The sequence below is a fragment of the Planctobacterium sp. AWH2_060 genome (assembly GCF_056158425.1).
On record NZ_JBSWTG010000001.1, the window covers coordinates 5199841 to 5220982 of the forward strand.

Below are 21142 nucleotides of genomic sequence, written 5' to 3' on the forward strand. Positions count from 1 at the left end.
GGAAAATGGATTCAAAACTGAAGCGAGTCTTAACTTTCGCAAAATTGTCAAAAAATGGCTGTTGACATTTAGACGTCTAGATGGCAATCTCATCTCAAGTTCAATAAATAAGCTTGCACAGGCACTCAATCGGAAGACTCACATGCACCTTTTTACCAGCATTATGATGACGATTATTATGACCGGCACCATCTCTTCGGAGAGGGTCACTGGCTAGTGCAAGCATAAGAATAGCAAAAGCCCGTGACCTACCAGGAAACGGGCTTTTTTTTAGGTTTAAAAAATTGAGTGGCTCTGTCAGAGTCAAAAGTTAAATCGGTAAATAGCGGTAATCGGAGCGTAAAATGAAAGTATTGAAATTTGGTGGGTCTTCGCTGGCAGATGCGGTCAGATATTTGAGTGTCAGGGATATCAGCCTGCAGGCTCACAGGGAATCAGGTGCAGGCGTGGTATTGTCTGCCCCTAAAGGCGTCACTAATACCCTTGAAACGCTTTGTCACAAAGCCGAGCAGGGGGAAAACTACGAAGTGGAATTTGCCGCTTTAAAACAAACTCTTACCAGCATCGCCTCCGATTTAAATGATTCTCTCGACAATTTCAATTACCAGCAACTCAACACCTTAATTACCGAAAAGCTCAATGGTCTGGTAAAACATTTACAGGGCATTGCCTTGCTTAACGCCAGCCCGGCCGCTATTACCGCGCAGATTTTAAGTTTAGGTGAATATGTTAGTGTCAATATATTCAGTCAGATCCTGACCGCTTCGGGCGTAAAAAATCACATTATAGACCCGGTTGAGTACGTGGTTGCCGAAGGCGATTACCTGGACTCTATCGCTGATCTCAGCGCCAGCCGCGCCCGTTTTGCCGATTTAAATACCGATAAAGATTGTTTACTGATTATGCCTGGTTTTGTGGCCGCTAATGAAGCCGGTGAAAAGGTGACATTGGGACGCAATGGTTCTGACTATTCTGCTGCCATTTTAGCTGCCTGTATTGACGCTGAGTGTTGTGAAATCTGGACTGATGTTGATGGTGTGTACAACGCTGATCCACGTCAGGTGGAAGGCGCAGTACTGCTCGATAAGTTGACTTATCAGGAAGCGATGGAATTATCTTACTTTGGTGCCAAAGTATTACATCCAAAAACCATTGGTCCTATCGCTCAATACTCAATTCCGTGTCTTATTCGCAATACCCTGAACCCTGCGGCACCGGGCACTTTGATCAGCAATGAAGCCAGCGAAAAATGGGTACAGGTTAAGGGGATTTCGCTATTGGAAAACATGTCCATGTTCAACATTTCAGGTCCTGGTATGAAGGGCATGGTAGGCATGGCTGCACGGGTATTCGAAGTGATCTCCAACGCCAATATTTCTATCAGCCTGATCACCCAATCCTCGTCAGAATACTCCATCAGTTTCTGTATTCAGGGTAAAGACCAGGAGCGGGCCAGAAATGTACTGGAAGACGCTTTTGCGTTAGAAATTGACAACCACCTGTTGGAGCCTATCCAGACTAAGGAAAACCTGGCCATAGTAACCCTGGTTGGTGACGGTATGCGCCATACCAAGGGTTTGGCTGCCCGATTCTTCAGTGCTCTGGCGCAGGCTCGTGTGAACAATGTAGCCATTGCTCAGGGATCATCAGAGCGTTCCATTTCAACGGTTATCGAAGCCAGAAAGGCGAAAAAGGCAGTTAAGGTGATTCATCAGAATTTTTTCTCCAATCTCCACACCATTGACGCTTTTTTGGTGGGGTGTGGCACCGTGGGCGCAGAACTCCTCAACCAAATCAGTAAACAGCAAGCTGCCTTGCTAAAACGCGACATCAGCTTGCGAGTGTATGGTATTGCCAATAGCCGTAACCTGTTGCTAAGGGAAGGGGGCATCGATCTGGCGAATGGCTGGCGTGAAGAACTGGAAGCCAGTGAAGAGAACCTCGATGTCAGAACCCTACAGCGCTTCGCTCACGATAACAGTTTGGTGAATCCGGTGATTATCGACTGTACCACCAGTGATGATATCGCTGAGCAATATATTGATTTTATGGAGGCAGGCTTTCACGTAGTCACGCCTAACAAAAAAGCCAATTCATCCGATTTAGCTTTTTACAAAAAGTTAAGAGAGGTGGCGCGTCAGAACAATCGTCAATTTCTTTACGAAACCACAGTGGGTGCGGGATTGCCGGTGATTGATAATCTGCAAAATCTGCTCTATGCCGGTGACGAATTATTGCAATTTGAAGGTATCCTGTCTGGTTCGTTGTCTTTTATTTTTGGCAAACTGGACGAAGGTTTAAGCATTTCTGAAGCCACCAAAATTGCAATGAACAATGGCTTTACTGAGCCGGATCCCAGAGACGACTTAAGCGGCATGGATGTGGCCCGTAAACTGCTGATCATGGCACGTGAATCGGGTTTGAAACTGGAACTTTCTGATATCAGCATTGAATCAGTGCTTCCCGAGTCCTTTGATGCCTCCGGTTCGGTGGAAGAGTTTGTCGCCAGACTACCAGAACTGGACAGCCACTTTGCGACATTGATCGACAAAGCGGCCTCGGAAGGTAAGGTACTGCGTTACGTGGGGACCATCAAAGAAGGGCAATGTGCAGTAAAAGTATTGGCCGTTGATGCGCTGCATCCTTTATATACTATTAAGGATGGTGAAAATGCGTTGGCCATCCACAGCCAATATTATCAGCCAATCCCCTTTGTGATCCGCGGCTACGGGGCCGGAGCAGAAGTGACGGCCGCTGGTGTTTTTGCCGATGTGCTGCGCACTATGCCATGGGCGGGAACCCATTAAGTGTGCGTTTTAGTGCATTAATTCCCGTGTTAAAGTAAAACTAAATATTAGGCATAAGGCGGCGCTGTACAATCAGATTGGGTGTGTTAGCCTTATGACCCTTTTATCAAATTGATAGGAAAATCTCGATGAAGCACATCGCCTACGCGCCTGCTTCGATAGGAAATGTCTGCCTGGGTTTTGATATCCTGGGAGCTGCAATTGCCCCTATAGATGGTTCACCTTTGGGTGACACAGTAACGCTCGAACAAGCTGAGCAGTTCAGCTTAGCTGTTGTTGGTCGGTTTGCTCATAAGTTACCTGCCGATACGTCCACTAATATTGTGACCCACTGTTACAATGCCTTTCACGAAAAGCTAAAAGCGCGCAATATAGAAGCGCCAGCCTGTAAGATGACGCTCGACAAGCACTTGCCTATTGGCAGTGGCTTGGGCTCTAGTGCCAGTTCAATCGTGGCCGCTCTGGATGGCTTGAATAGCTTTTACGGCACGCCATTCAGCGAAGATGAGATGTTATTGTTGATGGGTGAGTTAGAGGGGCAGATCAGCGGCAGTATTCATTATGACAATGTCGCTCCTTGCTATTTGGGTGGCATGACCCTGATGGTGGAGAATGGCGAGCAGATTACCACGCAATTACCTGTGATAGACGGCTGGTATTGGGTGAGTTGTTATTCCGGTATATCGGTTTCTACTTCTGCGGCTCGTGAGATTTTACCCAAAGAAGTCAGTGTTAAAACCGCACTGCAATTTGGCAAGCAACTGGCAGTGTTTGTTGATGCGCTGCATCAAAACAATGGCAAGCTGGCGGCCAGTATGATGCAGGACGTAATTGCTGAACCCTACCGTAAGAGTTTGTTACCTAAATTTGATGAATCCAGAAAATTTGCATTAGATAATGGTGCCCTGGCCTTCAGTATTTCCGGCTCTGGTCCCACTGTCTTTGCCGTATGTGAGAGCCTCGATGAGGCCAATAAAATAAGTGACTGGCTAACCGAAAATTATATCCAGAATGAAGATGGTTTTAGTCATGTCTGTAAATTGGACCTGAAAGGTTCAACAGTTGTGAAGGAATCTTAAGTGCAATTATTCAATCTGAAAGACAATAGCGATACCGTTAATTTCTGTGAGGCGGTGCAAAAAGGACTGGGTAAGAACCAGGGCCTGTATTTTCCCAAAAATATCACGCCACTGGCCGATGTAGAAGCCCTGTTACAGCAACCCTTTACCCAGCGCAGTGCGGCGATATTATCCCACTTGATTGGGGATGATATTCCGGCAGATGTGTTGGCGGAATTGGTGGAAAACGCCTTTTGTTTTCCGGCACCACTGGCACAGGTAAAAGATGATATCTATTGTCTTGAGTTATTCCACGGTCCGACCCTGGCATTTAAAGACTTTGGTGGCCGTTTTATGGCACAGTGTTTGTCACATTTAACCAAAGAAAAAGCCAATCCTATTACTATTCTTACCGCAACTTCTGGTGATACCGGTGCGGCCGTAGCACATGCGTTTCACGGAATCGACAATATCCAGGTCGTTATCCTGTATCCGAAAGGCAAAATATCCACTCTGCAAGAAAAGCTGTTTACGACGCTGGGTGACAATATTCACACCGTAGCAGTAGAAAGTGACTTTGACGCCTGTCAGCAGTTGGTCAAGGCAGCTTTTGACGATCCGGAAGTGCGCGATGGTTTGCATCTGAATTCCGCAAACTCTATTAATATCAGCCGTTTACTGGCGCAGGTTTGCTATTACTTTGAAGCCTTCTCACAAGTGCCAGAAGATAAACGCAGTGACGTGGTATTTTCTGTACCCAGTGGTAATTTCGGGAATCTAACCGCAGGTATGATTGCCAAAGCGCTGGGACTGCCGATAAAACGCTTTATTGCTTCTACTAATAAAAACGATACCGTACCGCGTTACTGGGCATCCGGTGAGTGGGCACCTAAGCCGACAGTAGCCACTATGTCTAATGCCATGGACGTAAGCCAGCCCAACAACTGGCCGCGTATTGAAGCCCTGTTTGAATACGGCTACCTGGACAAAGAGATTTTATCAGCCGAAGCCATCGACGAAGAATACACCCAGGTGGCGATGCGCCAGCTGATGAAAGATGGTTATGTCAGCGAGCCTCATGCGGCTATCGCATACAAGAGCCTGAAGCGTCAGTTGCAGGAAGGTGAAACTGGTATTTTCCTGGGCACAGCGCACCCCGCTAAGTTCAAAGAAACGGTGGAAAATGTATTGGGACAACCCATCAGCCTACCGCAGCCTTTAGCTGATTGTGCAGGTAAAGAGATCTTGTCCGCCACTAAGGATGCCTCGTACGAGACACTTAAAGCACATCTGTTTGAACTTCTTAAGTAGCCATGGCGAGCTGGAAGGAACTATTAGGCGCCGAAAAACAGGCGCCTTATTTTCAGCAAATTCTGCAATTTGTTGAGCAGGAAAGGCGAGCAGGCAAAGCCATTTTCCCTCCGCAAGAAGAGGTGTTTAGCGCTTTTCAGGCTACTGAATTTGATAAAGTTAAAGTGGTCATTTTGGGACAAGATCCCTATCACGGCCCTGGACAGGCCCATGGTCTTTGCTTCTCAGTAAAGCACGGCGTTAAAACGCCACCGTCTTTAAGGAATATGTACAAGGAATTGCAGCAATCGGTTCCCGGTTTTGAGGTCCCGTCACATGGCAATTTGCAATCATGGGCAGAGCAGGGGGTATTATTGCTCAATACTGTGCTGACTGTTGAACAAGGCAAAGCACATTCCCACAGTAAGATTGGGTGGGAGCAATTTACCGACAAGGTCATCGAGCTACTGAACCAGCACGCCAAGGGCTTGGTATTTATGCTATGGGGCAGTCATGCCCACAAAAAAGGCGCTCACATCGATACCCAAAGGCATCATGTGTTGAAGACTACGCACCCATCACCACTTTCTGCACACCGTGGCTTTTTAGGTTGTGGTCACTTTATTCAGTGCAACCAACTTCTTGATCAACAAGGACTAAGCCCAATTACCTGGCAGGTCTGATAGAAATCAAAAAGCCTAACGTTGCGGGCGATACAGATTAGCCCGCAATAATTTCCTTATCGTCAAAAACCAAAAAGCCCCAATAACAGGGGCTTTTGCGGTTAGATGTCGATTTGGCTTAGTTCGTACTCATTGAACATATCCATGTCTTCGAGTTCTTTGCGAAGCTTATATTTATCCTTGATAGCTTCGATTTCGCGCCACATGCGCTTTTTCTTACGAGATTTAGTTGAGCGAGTTTCTTCGTCTAGTTTAGACATTAAGTCATTCTTATCCACGGTAAACTCCTTACATCACACCGCTAAAATTCCGGTTTAACAATTAATTAACAACCGGTTTCGATACCTGTTTTATCACAGGCGAGGTAAAAGTAAAGGGCAAATGTTAACTTTTTATTAACAAACTATGAAACTAATAAGAATGGAACAATAGGTGGTTGAAAAATGAGCGATTAGCCGCTTTTTTGTGGGAGTCACTTAACAATTGCAGAGAAGTTGTACAAAGGTGAAGGATTTAATACCAATAATATAGGGTGGTGACACTGCAGGGCAAGATCGCGAACGATTTTTGACCAACACTCCGGCACAGCCAACCGAAGCTAAAAGCTAATTATTTTGACTACGTCTTAAATTATCGATATTGCAGTACTCAACCTACCTACAGGCGCTGGTTTTGAGTGTGCTGTTAGGTAAGCCTTTTTGGCGCCGCGGTCTAATTCAACCATTATCATTTGATTGAAATCATTGTCGGGGCGCCGACTGCGCCTCAAGGGGACCGGGCTGCGCCCCCCTTAAGAATCCCCCGCAGCCCCTGACGCGCAAAAGCATAAACTTCGCCATCAGAACAACGACGACCATCAATGACAGCACATCCCTGTGCTGGGCATTGATTGAGCTATCATCCCTGATAGCTCTCATCGTTGTTTTAACTGATGTCGCAGTTTATTGCGCGTAAAGGGAGATTAGGTTCAGCACTCCGAAAAAATATTGGCGGAACCGAACCCGCAAACGAATCAGTTTTGGATTATCTCCAAATGAACATTATTAGTTTCCAGACACTAAATGAGCACTCATGCTCTCGCCCTGGGTGACACTGCAGCTGCTTAATCGCATTCTGCAGTGTCAAGATGTCGCTATTTTAAACTGTCAATAAAACGAGAGATCAATTGATTGGTGGAAGCGTCAAATCCGGGATTAGTATCTTCAGACTGAATCTTATCCAGAATTTGATTACCTAATACTTTACCTAATTCAACGCCCCATTGATCGTAGGAATTCACACCCCAAATCGTCCCTTGCACAAACACCTTGTGCTCATATAGCGCCACCAGTGCACCAAGGGTTTTCGGATCCAGTTGTTGGAATAAAAGGGTATTAGAAGGCTTGTTACCCGGCATGGTTTTGTGTGTAGCCAACAGTTCAGCTTGTTGTTTTTTAATGCCTTTAGCTTTTAGTGCTTCCACAATTTCTTTGTGAGACTGTCCCTGCATGAGCGCTTGAGATTGTGCAAAGCAGTTTGAGGCCAACATCGCATGGTGGCTGTTGTCCTGATTTGGTACATTTAATGGCAGCATAAAATCCGCCGGGATAAGCGTATTGCTTTGGTGGATAAGCTGGTGGAATGAATGCTGGCCATTGGTACCTTCACTGCCCCAGACTATTGGCCCGGTTTCATAGTCGACGGTTTCTTCACCGGCCACCTGCTTACCATTACTTTCCATATCTAATTGCTGTACATAGGCAGGAAAGCCTCTCAGGTAGTGGTAATAAGGCAACAACACATAACTTTGGGCGTTAAAGAAATTGCGATACCAGAGGCCAATTAGTGCCAGAATCATGGGCAAATTCTGTTCAGCGGGTGCCGATTGAAAATGACAATCCATTTCATAAGCACCGTCTAGCAGAGCTTCAAAGTTTTCCCAGCCAATGGTTAATGCCAGGGGCAAACCGATAGCTGACCACAGTGAATAACGACCACCTACCCAGTCCCACATGGGGAAGATGTTCTCTTCTGCCATACCAAATTCGGTGGCCGCTTTGATATTGGAAGAAACCGCCATAAAGTGCTTGGCAATATCGGCTTCGGTGCCGCCCTGGGCCAAAAACCACTTTTTCGCCGTCAGGGTGTTTTGCAAAGTTTCCTGGGTACTGAAGGATTTGGAAGACATCAGGATCAAGGTTTGCTCCGCATCACGCTCGGCTAAAACGTCCTGAATATGACAAGCATCGACATTTGCCACAAAATGCACTTTGACATCCGACTGCCAATAGGGCTTTAGCGCTTCCGACATTATTTTGGGGCCAAGGAAAGAACCACCGATACCGATGCTCACTACATCAGTAATGGCTTTGCCGGTATAGCCTTTGTGTTCGCCATCAAGGATACTGGAGACAAAGGCTTTCATTTTGGCCTGTGTGGCCAAAACTTCTGGCATCACGTCCTGACCATCTACCAATACCGGATTGCCAGAAAAGTTGCGCAAGGCGGTATGCAGTACCGAACGTTGTTCAGTAAAGTTAATTTGCTCACCGCTAAACATGGCCTCACGTTTTTGGGCCACCTGACATTGCTCGGCTAATTCGAACAGCGACTCCATCACTTCCTGATTAATCCGGTTTTTGGAGTAGTCCAGGGTAATGCCAACCGCTTCTGCAGTGTACTTTTGGGCGCGTTGTGGATCGTTATTAAACCAGTCTCGCATGTGCTCAAACTTAATCGCATCAGCTATATCCGACAGTTTTTGCCAGGCGGGTTGTTCGTTCAGGTGGGCCATAATCTTCCTCGTAAATTAAACACTTGTTGGATTGTTGTAGGGCCTTTGCTATTGATTTTTTGAGCCGAATAAAAAAGCCATCTCATCAGAACAACTCCCGTTGGATGGCTTTGTGCATCATTATTTTTATAGTTTGGCTTTTAGCATATCTTCCAGCTTCAGCTGGTCTTTTGCGAAATTGCGGATACCTTCAGCCAGCTTTTCAGTGGCCATAGCATCTTCGTTCATTTGCCAACGGAACTCACGCTCTGAGAGGGCTCCAGGGGCTTCAGCTGTGGCACCACTATCTTGCAGTTTAACCGGTAGTTCAGCATTGCTGTCTTTCAGTTCTTGTAACAATGCTGGACTGATGGTCAGACGGTCACAACCCGCCAATTCAGTAATTTCGCCAATGTTACGGAAACTGGCACCCATTACGATGGTTTTGTAACCGTGCTGCTTGTAATAGTTGTAAATGCTGGTTACCGACTGCACGCCCGGATCTTCTGTTGGCGCATAGTCTTTTTTATCTGTGTTGGCTTTGTACCAGTCCAGGATACGGCCTACGAAAGGAGAGATCAGAAAAACACCCGCTTCAGCACAAGCGCGTGCCTGGGCAAAACCAAACAGCAGTGTCAGGTTACAATTGATGCCTTCTTTTTCCAGCTCTTCAGCCGCCTGAATCCCTTCCCAGGTGGACGCGATTTTGATCAGGATGCGCTCTTTGCTGATCCCGGCTTCTTCATATAACTCAATCAAACGATGTGCTTTTTCGATAGTTGCGCGTTTGTCAAAAGACAATCTGGCATCCACTTCGGTAGATACACGGCCTGGAACGATGTTTAAGATCTCACAACCAAATTTAACCGCCAATTTATCGCTGGCGTCTTGTAACTGTTGAGCAACGTCGTCAGATTGCTGTTTTGCCCACTCAACAGATTCAGTAATCAATGACTGATACTGCTCCATCTGTGCAGCTTTAAGCAACAAGGAAGGGTTAGTCGTGGCATCAACAGGTTGATACTGACGAATGGCTTCGATATCACCGGTGTCGGCGACGACCGTTGTTACCGCGCGAAGGGCTTCAAGTTGGTTACTCATAATTTCCTCAAAAGTATTCCGAATATGGACTAACATGACATAATAGTCATGTTATTTTACAGGGCTAAATAACTTATTGGTATTACACAGGGTATAACCTTTTATTGTTACTACAGAATGAATTTTCGTGATATCGAAAACCTAACCGGTTCTGAATAAAAAAGCGTAGTAAAGGCAATAAAAGCTGATGTTGATAATCAAAGTATCTTACAAGTGAACATAGTAATCAATGGGTGGTGAAGTTTCAAATGACAGCAAAAATCACAATCATTCAGGAAGATATAACCCGATTGCAAGTGGACGCTATAGTAAATGCCGCTAATAACAGTTTATTGGGGGGCGGTGGCGTGGATGGCGCTATCCATAAAGCGGCAGGACCCGAACTATTGGCCGAGTGTAAGACCCTGGGTGGGTGCCTGACCGGTGAGGCTAAAATTACCGATGCATATCAGCTGCCCTGTAAAAAAGTCATTCATACAGTAGGGCCTATCTGGCGAGGTGGTCAGCAACAGGAAGCCATGCTATTGGCTCAGTGCTATCAGCGGGTCATGACACTCGCTGCGGAGCATCAATTGCGCAGTATTGCATTTCCAGCCATAAGCTGTGGCGTGTACGGTTATCCGGTTGAGCAGGCTTGTGAAATAGCCATGACGAGCGTGGTTGAACAAACCAGTTTTTATCCTGATATTCGCAAAGTGATTTTTTGTGCTTTTGATGATTTGGTGTATCAGGCATACATTAAGGCCATGCAATCGATCCAGGTGCATTGAAATTCAGTAAAAAGCCACAACATTAACGCTTTTTGACTGGAGTGCCCCTGTTTTATGTTAGTTGTCATTTCCCCCGCTAAGAATCTGGATTACCAATCCCCGGCCAACACTTCGCATTATACTCAACCAGAAATGTTGCAACCGGCACAGCAGCTCATTGACCGTTGTAAGCAACTGGCTCCCCATGAAATTAGTTCACTAATGCATATTAGTGACAAACTGGCACTGCTCAATGCCGAGCGCTACGCCAGCTGGCAAACGCCATTCACCCAGGAAAACGCTAAACAGGCCTTATTGGCCTTTAACGGCGACGTTTATACCGGGCTGGATGCCAACAGTCTGAGCGAAGATACATTGCAATACAGTCAACAGCACTTGCGCATTCTCTCTGGATTGTACGGATTGTTGCGTCCACTGGATTTGATGCAGCCTTATCGCCTCGAAATGGGCACTAAACTGGATACTGACAAAGGCAAAAACCTGTATGAATTCTGGGGCGAACAAATTACTGAGAAGCTGAATCAGGTGCTGGAAGAGCAGGGAGATAACGTGCTGATCAATTTGGCTTCTAACGAGTATTTCAAGTCTGTTAAGCCGAAAAAGCTAGCGGCACAAATTTATACGCCGGTATTTAAAGACAAGAAGAACGGACAGTACAAGGTGATAAGCTTTTTCGCGAAAAAAGCTCGCGGTCTGATGGCCCGTTATATCCTGGAAAATCAGTTGTCGGAAGTGGCACAGTTAAAGGACTTTAATTCCGCAGGATATTACTTTAGTGAAGCTGACAGCACAGATAAAGAGCTGGTATTTTTGCGAGAAGAGCAGGCATAGTAGATTCGAATTGAGCTACAAGGATGTAGTGAATGCCGATTTTGCAGGAGCAAAAATCCGCCATTCGAACAGCGGCGGTTGAATTTGATTTGTGGGTTCGACTTTAGTCGGACGTCGATGGTTGAATTTGATTTGTGGGTTCGACTATAGTCGGACGGCGGCGGTTGAATTTGCCTGCGATGTCTGAATAAATTCAGACCTACAAGGCTGAATTTGATTTGTGGGTTCGACTTTAATCGGACGGCGATGGTTGAATTTGATTTGTGGGTTCGACTTTAGTCGGACGGCGGCGGTTGAATTTGGCATCGGCGTCTGAATAAATTCAGACCTACAAGGTTAAACTTAATATCGGTGCAGGAATAAATTCCAGCCCGCAACTGTACATATATTAGTTTCCTCCTGTATGGTAGTTGTGATGACCTACAGGACCGTGACTTATGCCTAACTCTCAATATAATTACCGCATTCTCATCGTTGAAGATGATGTCGCCAGTCAGCAGATTATCGCTGAAAAATTAGACGAAAATTACCGCCTCAGCATTGCTAACAATAAAACCGAAGCAATGCAAAAACTGAAAACGCAACCATTTGAGATTGTTTTGCTGGACATCGGCCTGCCGGATGGCAGTGGTCTCGATATTTGTCGCGAAGTTAAAGCAAATCACGAACTATACGGTGACATCAATGTTATCTTTATCACCGGTAAAGATAAGCCAGCAGACGAGATTGAAGGGCTTAAATTAGGCGCTAGTGACTACATCTCAAAGCCGATTAATGTCTCGGTATTAAAAGCGCGTGTAGACTTGCAGGCGCAGCTAATTCGCAAAACTGAATTATTGGCCAATCTGGCGCGAATCGATGGTTTAACCGAAATATCCAACAGGCGCGCCTTTAATGATTACCTGGAGAAGTCCTGGAGCCATGCCCGTCGCATTTCAGCGCCTATTTCGCTGGCGTTGATAGATATCGATTTTTTCAAACAGTACAACGACATCTATGGTCATCCAGCTGGGGATGAATGCCTGAAGGCCATGGCCAATTGTCTGCAGTCCAATATAAAACGAGGTTCAGATTATGTAGCCCGATATGGCGGAGAGGAATTTGCCGTAATCTTATTTGATTGTGATCTGGAGCAGGCATCCAAAATCATGGAAGAGTTGCTCCAGGACTTCGCTTCTTTGGCTATCCCTCATGCGGCTTCTGCCGTTGCCGACTACGCCACATTTAGTGCCGGTTTGTGTACAGCTTTTCCCGCTGAACAAGCGGCAGAAACCTTAGTGAAGATGACCGACAAGCTTCTCTACCGAGCCAAGAGTGAAGGTCGCAACCGTATTGTTGGCGAATACTTTCACAAATTAGAGGCTTGAATGTGACTTTTCAGTGCACGATTTAGTCTGGATAAGGGTATTGCTTAGGAGCAACTCATGCGTTTATTCAATTGTCCGGTTTGCCGTAATTTAGTGTATTTTGAAAATGTTGCCTGTACTCAATGTGGGCATCAGTTGGGCTTTGCTCCTGATATTCTGAGTATCGTGGCATTGCCAGACGGTGCAACCGACACCTTGGTTCCTATCGGTGCAACAGGCACTTATAAAAAGTGTAAAAACTATCAGGAGCACAATGTTTGCAACTGGTTAGTTGCAGAGCAGGACAATGAGGAATATTGCCGCGCCTGTCGCCTTAACGACACCATCCCTAATTTGTCTGCACAGGGTAACCTGGCACTTTGGCATACCATGGAAAAAGAAAAGCGCCGTTTGATTTACAGTGTCATTCAGCTTGGTTTGCCACATACCGGTAAAGAGCAGGATGAAGTGGAGGGATTATCTTTTTCATTTTTGAGGGATTCCCCAGCGCAGTTTTCTGAGCGCGAGCGGGTGATGACCGGGCACAGTCAGGGCCATATCACCATTAATCTTGCCGAAGCTGACCCGGCAGAGCGGGAACGCATGAGAAATCAGATGGCGGAGCCATATCGCACTATTTTAGGCCATTTTAGACATGAGTCTGGGCACTATTATTGGGATAGGCTCATTGCCGACAGCCCTTGTTTGAAGGCTTGCCGTGCAATGTTTGGTGATGAAACTCAGGATTATTCTCAGGCGCTGCAGGCTCATTATGCATCAGGCCCTCCCGAAAACTGGCAAAATGAATATGTCAGTAGTTATGCCAGTAGTCATGCCTGGGAAGACTGGGCGGAGAGTTTTGCGCATTATCTGCACATTGTAGATACGCTTGAAACAGCTTATCAATTCGATTTACAGGTGCGTCCCAGAGTTGCAAAATCGGAAGGGTATCAGGCTGATGTGGAATTTAACCCCTATAACCAATCGGACTTCAAAACTATTATTGAGCATTGGTTACCATTAACTTATGCGCTTAATAGTCTGAATCGCAGTATGGGGCACAGCCACGCCTATCCTTTTGTGTTGTCCCCAAAGGTTATTGCAAAGCTGGAATTTGTGCATAACATAATCAAGGGGCAACCCGTCGGGCAGGAAGTGGCCGATTAAAGGTTTTCTGGGGTATTTTGAATAGGTTTTTCCGGGTTGCTACGTATGATCCGCATCAGGTCCCAATACCAGGTCGTTCGATGTGAGCCTTTGCTGACCTTATTGCGCAGGCTTTGTTCAGAGATAGGTCGGCCTAGTTGACACATTCTGTCGGCAAGCTCTTTGTAATTGAGTCCAGCTAACGCCATTTCAGCTTTGATGTGGCGTTTGATCTCTGTGGCAGCGATTTTATCCAACTGCTTTTCAATTTTACTCTTTTCTTTCGGATCCTTGCCCATTGCTATCCTGCCAGAAGCTTATAATCGGATTCGATTATAACTATAATTGTGGAAATGCCTATAGCTAAACGTAAAGTTTAGAGCGTATTGGAATTCATTTAGACAAGATTGCCAAATTTTAATACCGGTAAACCTGCGAATTGGGGTCAATTACTTTTTAGCCATATCCTGTATGTACTCTTGTAATTTGGCTTCTGCTTCTTCGCCAAATAAAATATCACAGGCTTCTTTTAGTCCGGGGGCTGCTAATACATCTTCATGGCGCACTACCAAGGAAATCTTTGAGCGTCGACGCAGAAAATCTTCCAGTTTGGTTACCATTTCGCGCCGTGCGGCATGCTCTATTTCAACTCTTAGATATTCCGCATTTTCAATTAGCCTTTCTGCTTTGCTGGCGTCTTCGCGGATGCTCTCCAGCATACTCATGGCATTGCGTCCATAACGCCGCCAGAAGCGCTGGGTTAATGGTTCTGACGCCCCTTCAGGCGTCATTCCATCCAGGTCCATTAAGCGTGCGCGATGCAGAAATTCTTGTTTAACCACCTCACCTGGCTCGCCGTACCATTTTTGCTCCGGGTAGGGGAGGTCAATGCCCAGTTTTTGCACTTCACTGGCAATTTCATCACCTACGTTGATGCAATCAGTAAGCTTGCCACCAAAAATAGACAAGTGCTTATATTGGCTATTGATATCTACTGCATGTTTGCGGCTCAGTTGGACCCAATCAGCTTTGCCATTTTTTCCCTTGATAGCTAATGGTCTGACGCCACAGCGCTCTGCGATAATATCATCCTGGGTTAAGGGTTTTTTCAGATCCAGCAGACGGTTCACATTGTCCAGCACAAATTGTCGATCTTGTTCAGTAACTTTGGAGTGGGGGGATTCTACCTGAGTGTCGGTGGTTCCAATACAGGTGCAGCGCCCCATGGGAATAACAAAAAAGAGTCGGCCATCATCAGCAAAGAAAGTCAGTACTTTGCCGCTGTCGGTGATCTGGTCCACGATAAGGTGAATACCTTTGGAAAACACATGATGATGCTCTGTTTGCTGCTTTACGGTTTGATTTATTGAATCTACAAAGGGACCAGCGGCATTGATGAACACTTTAGAGCGGATGTTAAATGTTTCGCCACTGATGGTATCTCGTGCCTGAGTTTGCCAAATACCGTCTTTGTGTTCAGCGTTTACTGCTTCGACATAGTTTGCTGCAATGCAGCCATAACTCATACCCTGCCGAATGAAGTTGAATACAAATCTGGCGTCATTGTCATGGAGGTAACAATCAGAGTACTCGAATCCACCTACAACATTTTTGGTATTAACAACTTGCTCTAACTTTTTAATTTTGCTGGCACTGAGGAATTTTGGTGCGACAGTAAAGAATTTGCCGATCATCCAATATAAGATTGTGCCGAGGAAAACCATAAAGGGCGGAAAGCGAAAGCCCTTTTGAATGCTGGTGAGAAAGCGAATTTCTTGAACCGTCGATGGGTAATTACGCATCAAATGGTTACGGCTTTTACAAAGTTTGTAAACCAGACCATATTCATGAGATTCAAGATATTTGATGCCACCCCAGGCCAGGTTTGAGGAATTGGAGCTGGTAAAACCGGCGAAATCGCCTTTATCAATTAAAGCAACTTTAGCCCCTTTGGCCGCCAGTGCCGAAGCCGAAACAGCGCCATTGATTCCGCCTCCGATAATCAATACATCAAAGTCTTGTGTGCCGAGTTTTGCGAGATTACTTTTGCGAAGATTCATCATTCCAGCCATTAACAGATTAAAACATGTATCTTATATAAGACTTGTAGTTTACGTTACCATACGCAGAAGGCAAGGACTAATGAAATTTATCCTGCTCAGTGGTCAACGTTAACCGCTTGCAGTGCTATTGTGAAGTGGGGAATGAAGGACTGGTGTAAGTACACTTACACCAGTTATTTGAATCTAAACAGTCTTAGAGGTTTGAAACGCTTTCGATATCAAACCAAAGGGCTTTTTCATCCAGAGGGGTTTCTGGGGATAAACCAGGATTGTCGATACGGAATACTTTACGACGGGCGACATTGGTTTTTTCCAGTGCCGAGCGGATATCGGGGTTCTCCAAAAACATTCTGTCGAAGGTACCATCGGCAATGCTCTTTCTCAGGCCTGACTCTATCGCAGAAGCCAGTTCGATATTGTCCAGTGCCGTAAAGAAGTATAAAGGCATAGGGTAAATCAGCATCAAATCCGTTTCTATGGTCAACGCCAGTTTCGGATCCCGGTTTATTTCTGACCAGGGCTCATGAACCGCTCTGGGGAAATAATCAAAACGACCACCGTCCAGCATGTGGAACAGATTAATGTATTTAACCGGTTTTACTACGCCTATACCTGCCGATTCCAGGATTGGGGTGTCTGACCAGAAACGGCCCTGACCCGCCTGAAGTTGCAACAGGTCAGACATAGTATTTACCCGACTAAACTTGGCTTGATCACCCTGTCGGATAATAAAAATGCGATGCCCCAACAGACCTTTAAATAAGGGAATGCGCACTGGTCGGAATTCATTTTCTACTTCGTTAGAGGTTCCAATCCAAAAAACATGCAATGAACCATCGTTCATCATGCTTTTCAATCGGGCCTGATTTACTTCCTGCTCAGCTGCCGGTGAAGTGATGTAAGTGTTGTTGGTGTCGTAACTCAGCGCCATTTTGAGCAATTCTACAGGCCAGTAGTCTCTTGCTGAACTGGGGTCTACATTTGGATGTTTTACGGAAATTTCAGCCGCAGAAGTTGTAATAGAAATACACATCGAAATGATGATAAAAAAGGCAGAAATTAATCTCATAGATTGGACCGTCTTATACTTTATCGATTCACAGTTATCGTCTGGTTTGAGGCAGACCTTGAATAAAACGAAAACAAATTACAGTTTTGTCGCTACAACCTTTAGTTATAGACAATAATTGTTGAATTTCAGACTAAAACTGAAATATGTTTACATTTATTTTACGTTTTATCGTATTTCACAAAATTGAGCAAGTGCCAGGGAAGCTTAAGGGAATGAATTCGAATGTATTAAAATGGCGGGCCGTATTGGCATCGGCCCGGATGGAACTGTACTTATGTTATAGCGCAATGCCAAAGCACATTGGAAGCGGAGAGTTAAGGTAATACTTTTTTGTAAGGTTTTACCACTGTGCGTTGATACACTCCTGCCATAATGTAGGGATCGGCGTCAGCCCATGTTTGAGCACTGGCCAAATCGGCAAATTCAGCCACCACCATTGAGCCAGTAAAACCTGCTTCACCTGGATCTTCTGCATCGATGGCAGGGCAAGGACCCGCCACTAACAATCGACCTTCTTCTTTTAATGCAATAAGGCGTTCGATATGAGCAGGCCTGGCCTGCTTGCGCATTGGCAAACTGTTTTCAACATCTTCGGAGTAGATTAGATAGTACATAGTGCATTATTCAAATTGTTTGGTGGGTGCATTGAAGCATAAATTAGGCGGGAAGGGGAGCATCTGTTGTGCCGAGTTGGGGGAGTTTAACTCTGCAAAGCCACTGCTAACCAGATGTTTCAGGTTTTTCCTTCACTAATCTTGGCTCTTGATTATCCAGATACTCCATCAACCGCTTTACTAACAAGCTGTTTTCCGGGCTGTCCAACCAGACCAGGCACAGGGGGATATCAGGGATTTTCCAATCTGGCAGAATCTCCACTAATTCGCCAGATTTAAGTTCGGATTGGATCAAGTGAGTCGGTGGGGAGCTGAGACCCAATCCCTGTAATGTCAGTTCTTTCATGGCAATGACGCTGTTTACTGTGATTGCGGGGTTGATGGGCACTGAAATTGTGTTACCCGCGGCGTTGGTAAATTCACGATTAGCAGGGAGTCGGTTCAGGTAAACCCAGGGGAGTGTTCCCAGGTCTTCTATTTTTGCTGGTAGTTTATATTGTTTTAACAGGTCCGGTGATGCCACCAGGGTGCGTGGAATACCGCCAATACGTTTGCACTTCATTAAACTGTCGCTGAGTTGCCCTGTTCGAAATGCTAAATCAATATTGTTTTCTAACAGATCCAGTTGTTTATCGGTAAATTCCAGAGTGATGGATAACTTAGATTGGGCTTTGGCGAATGTGGCTAATCCTTTAATCCAGGCGGATTCTAATAATGCAGACGGCAAGGTAATTGTTCGCTTGCCCAGTAACTCCCCGGTATTTTGAGCCACCTGAGCAAAGCCGATTTGTGCTTGCTGGTACATGGCATCAGCGTGTTGTAATAACGCGTTGCCTGATTCCGTAAGTTGTAGTTTTCGGGTGGTACGGTGCAGTAGTTTGGTAGCCAGCTTTTGTTCAAGGTTGGAAATGTGCTGGCTGATCACCGAAGGCGATAACGACAATACCCTGGCTGCCGCTCTGAAAGACTGCAGCCTGGCCACCTCCCTGAATATTGCCAGTGACTTTAAATCATCAATCATTATTGAATTTATCCGAACAGTGAGTTCTTAATGTTCTGTATTGTTGAAAATAATAGAGGCGAATATGCTTTCCATCCAGTCTTTTGGAGGATTTTTGCTGATGTTATTTGCGATGTTTATGTTTTCTTTGTCCATGTCCATTTCACCCGGACCGGTGAACCTTATCTCTATGAACACCGCCAGCTTGCACGGCTTTAGATTTGCTATGTTGTTTGTTTCCGGTGCTGTACTGGGATTTATCTTACTACTTTTTATTGTTGGCATTGCCGGAAGTCTGTTAGCTGGTTTCATCGGGCAATACGATGGCGTGCTGCGCTATGCTGGGGCACTTTATATGATTTATCTCGCCTGGACTGTGCTCCGAAGTGGTGGAGTAGAAGCGCAATCCGCTACTAAGAAACAAGGGTTTATCACTGGTGCTTTAATACAGTGGATTAATCCAAAAGCCTGGGTTGCATGTCTGGCAGGTGCGTCAGCATTTATTATCGGCAAAACCCAACTGGAGTTCGCGTTGTTTTTAGGGATTTATCTGGTTGTCTGTTTTTTGTCTACAACTCTGTGGGCATGGGCCGGAAGCCTGCTTATGAAAACCTTGCAGAATAAGACCCAACGAATGGTATTCAATGTTGCGATTGCCAGTATGTTGTTACTCAGTGCAGTGAGCTTGTTTTAAAGTCATTTGACGATATAAAGTCAATTGCACTTTATTTGCCTTGAAAATTTACCGTTTTAGCGTTAAGGTCAATAAAATAACCTCAAATGGCATTTTTTTGAGCATAATGGCGGAACAATTGTTTTTTACTGATCTGGAACAGGATGCTCCTGTTGTGGTGCTTTGGTGTGAAGAGCAGCGGGATTTTGCTGTGGAGCCAATCTGTGACTGGGTTGGCAACAAAATGAAACCTTTCTCAGATGTGAGGGAAGTCCATTTACACCCGGTAGGTGTTTTTGAAACTGCTGAGCAGGCCTTTGTCTTTGTGCAAAGCCATCAGAAAAAGGAGCTGAGTCTGCAATTGGTGTGACTCAACGCCTTCAATCTACATTTGGTTATTGCACTATTAATCGATAACTTACTTGCGTCTCTGCGTAATAGTCATCTTCGGCAATGGTGGCGGTGATTTCTGTCTCACCGTTACTGACCAAGGTTAACCAACCCGTGTTTTCATTCACCAATGCGATATTGGTATCACCCGAATGATAGCTTACTAACGCCGGATCCAATGTGCCTATAGGCAGCCCGTCTTGCTCAAGACGCGATATTTCGAATGGGCTGGCAAATTGGCTAAAGCCGTCGTATTGAGTGCCGCTGGCATCTAAACTGGTATTGAAAGCGATAGTTTGTGAAGTATCTGCGCCAGTGGTCAGGCCCGTTATAGCAACCGTTGTGGGCAGAATCATATCGCCTGCGACGCCAGTAGGCAGACTTTCGCCATCTGCAGCCTGAATAGCGATATAGTCGCCAGATGAATCAAAAACCAGGCGGCTTCCCCAGATCCCTTGGTTTGTTGTTGTACTACCTGCCGTGTTCAAGGTTTGCCCAAAACCTACGTAATTCTGAGGTACTCCTGCCCTCGGGCCATCGTTTGTTCCCCACGCATCTGCAGGATCAGTTCCGTCAGAATTGGTAATATCATAAAATTCGTCATCTATCGCCGTTACCATCAACCATTCGTTGCCAAACTCTTTAATAAAGTACAGCGACTGCAGGTGAGACTCGCCCTGGCTATCGTATATTATCCAGGACACAGAGGCGTTGTAGGTAGTGGTATCGTTCGGATTGAAATCATCAGGGTCGATGTAAGTATCTGCAGCAGGTAGATTCGCTTCCAGCCTAACCTCTGTAGTTGCTACTGGGGTTTGATTGGTGGGTATAAAGGTGTTCCCGGCCACTTCATTGTCAGCCATAGCAACAGTGTACTCCTGCTCTACAAATTGCCACTGTGCATTGTACCATCGGTCATACTTGCTAACAGTTAACGCATAACTGGCGGAGGTTGCGCCATAGATATCATCGCCAGCTTTAGTGGCGGTGATGGTTACAGTTCCATCGTCTAACAAGGTTACCAGACCTGTATCGGCATCCACTGTTGCTATATCAGAATTGCTGCTGGTGTATACCAGATTTCCCGCACCAGAACCACCTGATACGCGGTTGGCTTCAGGAGTTTCGTCAATGTAATAGCTCTGCGTAGCTGTACTAAAAACCAGCGGAGCTTGAGGGGATTTAGGCGCTTCGATAATGGTAATGTTGGTGACGCTGTCAGAGCCACATCCATTGATGAATAGTGCTGATATCAGGCAGGTTAAAGCGCGACGTTGCAACATAAGCAAATTCCTTTTAACTCACAGAGTGTGAGGGTAATTTTGATACCAAACTATGGTATGGAATTTGTCTTTGTAAAACAAGAACTAATAGGTGTGAATAGAGCAAGCTTGCTGGGCGTGGTCCAGGCAAGCTTGTTTTATTGAATTATCACTGTTTCTAGCGAATAAAGATTTATTTGTAGGTCTGAATTTATTCAGACACCGAATCCAGATTCAGCCACCGTTGTCCGACTAAAGTCGAACCCACAAATTAAATTCAACCA

General features: G+C 45.6%; 19 protein-coding genes. 10 read left to right on the forward strand and 9 right to left on the reverse strand.

What is annotated here, in order from left to right:
- Window positions 1-344 precede the first annotated feature (344 nt).
- The 4 genes from thrA (at window position 345) to ung (ending at window position 5838) form a co-directional block, all read left to right on the forward strand.
- On the forward strand, window positions 345-2807 hold the full coding sequence (thrA, locus tag ACXAD8_RS22570) for a bifunctional aspartate kinase/homoserine dehydrogenase I (protein ID WP_475232681.1): 2463 nt from the start codon (window positions 345-347) through the stop codon (window positions 2805-2807).
- Window positions 2808-2935: 128 nt separating this feature from the next.
- The gene (gene thrB / locus ACXAD8_RS22575) at window positions 2936-3886 is read left to right on the forward strand and encodes a homoserine kinase (protein ID WP_475232683.1); all 951 of its coding nucleotides are present in this window, start codon (window positions 2936-2938) and stop codon (window positions 3884-3886) included.
- Window positions 3887-5176 (forward strand): threonine synthase, encoded by a 1290-nt coding sequence (thrC, locus tag ACXAD8_RS22580; RefSeq protein ID WP_475232687.1) that lies wholly within the window; start codon window positions 3887-3889, stop codon window positions 5174-5176.
- A gap of 2 nt (window positions 5177-5178) precedes the next feature.
- Window positions 5179-5838 carry a uracil-DNA glycosylase gene (gene ung / locus ACXAD8_RS22585; RefSeq protein ID WP_475232691.1) on the forward strand — a complete coding sequence of 220 codons (660 nt, stop codon included), beginning with the start codon at window positions 5179-5181 and terminating at the stop codon, window positions 5836-5838.
- Window positions 5839-5939: 101 nt separating this feature from the next.
- Here the strand turns inward: ung and ACXAD8_RS22590 are convergent, their stop codons facing one another.
- The 3 genes from ACXAD8_RS22590 to tal all read right to left on the reverse strand — a co-directional run bounded on the left by ACXAD8_RS22590 (window position 5940) and on the right by tal (window position 9691).
- A complete protein-coding gene (locus tag ACXAD8_RS22590) occupies window positions 5940-6116 on the reverse strand; it encodes a DUF3545 family protein (RefSeq protein WP_229528788.1) in 177 nt (58 codons plus the stop codon).
- An 854-nt stretch (window positions 6117-6970) separates the two neighbouring features.
- Window positions 6971-8611 carry a glucose-6-phosphate isomerase gene (gene pgi / locus ACXAD8_RS22595; RefSeq protein ID WP_475232693.1) on the reverse strand — a complete coding sequence of 547 codons (1641 nt, stop codon included), beginning with the start codon at window positions 8609-8611 and terminating at the stop codon, window positions 6971-6973.
- A 126-nt stretch (window positions 8612-8737) separates the two neighbouring features.
- A complete protein-coding gene (tal, locus tag ACXAD8_RS22600) occupies window positions 8738-9691 on the reverse strand; it encodes a transaldolase (protein ID WP_475232695.1) in 954 nt (317 codons plus the stop codon).
- A gap of 248 nt (window positions 9692-9939) precedes the next feature.
- On the opposite strand from tal, the gene ACXAD8_RS22605 reads away from it, so the two are divergent.
- The 4 genes from ACXAD8_RS22605 (at window position 9940) to ACXAD8_RS22620 (ending at window position 13805) form a co-directional block, all read left to right on the forward strand.
- Entirely contained in the window at window positions 9940-10461 is a 522-nt protein-coding gene (locus ACXAD8_RS22605; protein WP_475232697.1) for an O-acetyl-ADP-ribose deacetylase, read from the forward strand.
- A 54-nt stretch (window positions 10462-10515) separates the two neighbouring features.
- On the forward strand, window positions 10516-11292 hold the full coding sequence (gene yaaA / locus ACXAD8_RS22610; protein ID WP_475232699.1) for a peroxide stress protein YaaA: 777 nt from the start codon (window positions 10516-10518) through the stop codon (window positions 11290-11292).
- Between the two features lie 437 nt (window positions 11293-11729).
- The gene (locus tag ACXAD8_RS22615; protein WP_475232701.1) at window positions 11730-12659 is read left to right on the forward strand and encodes a GGDEF domain-containing response regulator; all 930 of its coding nucleotides are present in this window, start codon (window positions 11730-11732) and stop codon (window positions 12657-12659) included.
- Between the two features lie 57 nt (window positions 12660-12716).
- Window positions 12717-13805, forward strand: a complete 1089-nt coding sequence (locus ACXAD8_RS22620) for a zinc-binding metallopeptidase family protein (RefSeq protein WP_475232703.1) — start codon at window positions 12717-12719, stop codon at window positions 13803-13805.
- Here ACXAD8_RS22620 and ACXAD8_RS22625 read toward each other — a convergent pair.
- The 5 genes from ACXAD8_RS22625 to ACXAD8_RS22645 form a co-directional block, all read right to left on the reverse strand.
- Window positions 13802-14083, reverse strand: a complete 282-nt coding sequence (locus ACXAD8_RS22625) for a DUF6471 domain-containing protein (protein WP_475232705.1) — start codon at window positions 14081-14083, stop codon at window positions 13802-13804. The genes ACXAD8_RS22620 and ACXAD8_RS22625 overlap by 4 nt on opposite strands.
- 150 nt (window positions 14084-14233) lie before the next feature.
- On the reverse strand, window positions 14234-15847 hold the full coding sequence (locus tag ACXAD8_RS22630) for a glycerol-3-phosphate dehydrogenase/oxidase (RefSeq protein WP_475232707.1): 1614 nt from the start codon (window positions 15845-15847) through the stop codon (window positions 14234-14236).
- Window positions 15848-16040: 193 nt separating this feature from the next.
- Window positions 16041-16916, reverse strand: coding sequence for a diguanylate cyclase (locus ACXAD8_RS22635; RefSeq protein WP_475232709.1), 876 nt, complete (start codon window positions 16914-16916; stop codon window positions 16041-16043).
- Between the two features lie 317 nt (window positions 16917-17233).
- Complete coding sequence (locus tag ACXAD8_RS22640; RefSeq protein WP_475232711.1) at window positions 17234-17533, reverse strand: YciI family protein; 300 nt, start codon at window positions 17531-17533, stop codon at window positions 17234-17236.
- A gap of 106 nt (window positions 17534-17639) precedes the next feature.
- Window positions 17640-18554 carry a LysR family transcriptional regulator gene (locus tag ACXAD8_RS22645; protein WP_475232713.1) on the reverse strand — a complete coding sequence of 305 codons (915 nt, stop codon included), beginning with the start codon at window positions 18552-18554 and terminating at the stop codon, window positions 17640-17642.
- 100 nt (window positions 18555-18654) lie between these two features.
- Between ACXAD8_RS22645 and ACXAD8_RS22650 the strand changes: the two genes are divergently transcribed.
- Entirely contained in the window at window positions 18655-19227 is a 573-nt protein-coding gene (locus ACXAD8_RS22650) for a LysE family translocator (protein ID WP_475232714.1), read from the forward strand.
- Window positions 19228-19333: 106 nt separating this feature from the next.
- Window positions 19334-19576, forward strand: a complete 243-nt coding sequence (locus tag ACXAD8_RS22655; RefSeq protein ID WP_475232716.1) for a hypothetical protein — start codon at window positions 19334-19336, stop codon at window positions 19574-19576.
- 25 nt (window positions 19577-19601) lie between these two features.
- On the opposite strand, the gene ACXAD8_RS22660 is transcribed toward ACXAD8_RS22655, so the two are convergent.
- Complete coding sequence (locus ACXAD8_RS22660; protein ID WP_475232718.1) at window positions 19602-20879, reverse strand: flagellar basal body FlgE domain-containing protein; 1278 nt, start codon at window positions 20877-20879, stop codon at window positions 19602-19604.
- Window positions 20880-21142 lie beyond the last annotated feature (263 nt).

Coding starts and splice junctions, on each gene's coding strand:
- ACXAD8_RS22620 (WP_475232703.1), top strand. CDS start 12,717: ATGCGTTTATTCAATTGTCCGGTTTGCCGTAATTTAGTGTATTTTGAA.
- thrB (WP_475232683.1), top strand. CDS start 2,936: ATGAAGCACATCGCCTACGCGCCTGCTTCGATAGGAAATGTCTGCCTG.
- ACXAD8_RS22640 (WP_475232711.1), bottom strand. CDS start 17,533: ATGTACTATCTAATCTACTCCGAAGATGTTGAAAACAGTTTGCCAATG.
- ACXAD8_RS22655 (WP_475232716.1), top strand. CDS start 19,334: ATGGCGGAACAATTGTTTTTTACTGATCTGGAACAGGATGCTCCTGTT.
- tal (WP_475232695.1), bottom strand. CDS start 9,691: ATGAGTAACCAACTTGAAGCCCTTCGCGCGGTAACAACGGTCGTCGCC.
- ung (WP_475232691.1), top strand. CDS start 5,179: ATGGCGAGCTGGAAGGAACTATTAGGCGCCGAAAAACAGGCGCCTTAT.
- ACXAD8_RS22625 (WP_475232705.1), bottom strand. CDS start 14,083: ATGGGCAAGGATCCGAAAGAAAAGAGTAAAATTGAAAAGCAGTTGGAT.
- ACXAD8_RS22630 (WP_475232707.1), bottom strand. CDS start 15,847: ATGATGAATCTTCGCAAAAGTAATCTCGCAAAACTCGGCACACAAGAC.
- ACXAD8_RS22645 (WP_475232713.1), bottom strand. CDS start 18,554: ATGATTGATGATTTAAAGTCACTGGCAATATTCAGGGAGGTGGCCAGG.
- ACXAD8_RS22650 (WP_475232714.1), top strand. CDS start 18,655: ATGTTATTTGCGATGTTTATGTTTTCTTTGTCCATGTCCATTTCACCC.
- ACXAD8_RS22605 (WP_475232697.1), top strand. CDS start 9,940: ATGACAGCAAAAATCACAATCATTCAGGAAGATATAACCCGATTGCAA.
- thrA (WP_475232681.1), top strand. CDS start 345: ATGAAAGTATTGAAATTTGGTGGGTCTTCGCTGGCAGATGCGGTCAGA.
- yaaA (WP_475232699.1), top strand. CDS start 10,516: ATGTTAGTTGTCATTTCCCCCGCTAAGAATCTGGATTACCAATCCCCG.
- pgi (WP_475232693.1), bottom strand. CDS start 8,611: ATGGCCCACCTGAACGAACAACCCGCCTGGCAAAAACTGTCGGATATA.
- ACXAD8_RS22615 (WP_475232701.1), top strand. CDS start 11,730: ATGCCTAACTCTCAATATAATTACCGCATTCTCATCGTTGAAGATGAT.
- ACXAD8_RS22635 (WP_475232709.1), bottom strand. CDS start 16,916: ATGAGATTAATTTCTGCCTTTTTTATCATCATTTCGATGTGTATTTCT.
- ACXAD8_RS22660 (WP_475232718.1), bottom strand. CDS start 20,879: ATGTTGCAACGTCGCGCTTTAACCTGCCTGATATCAGCACTATTCATC.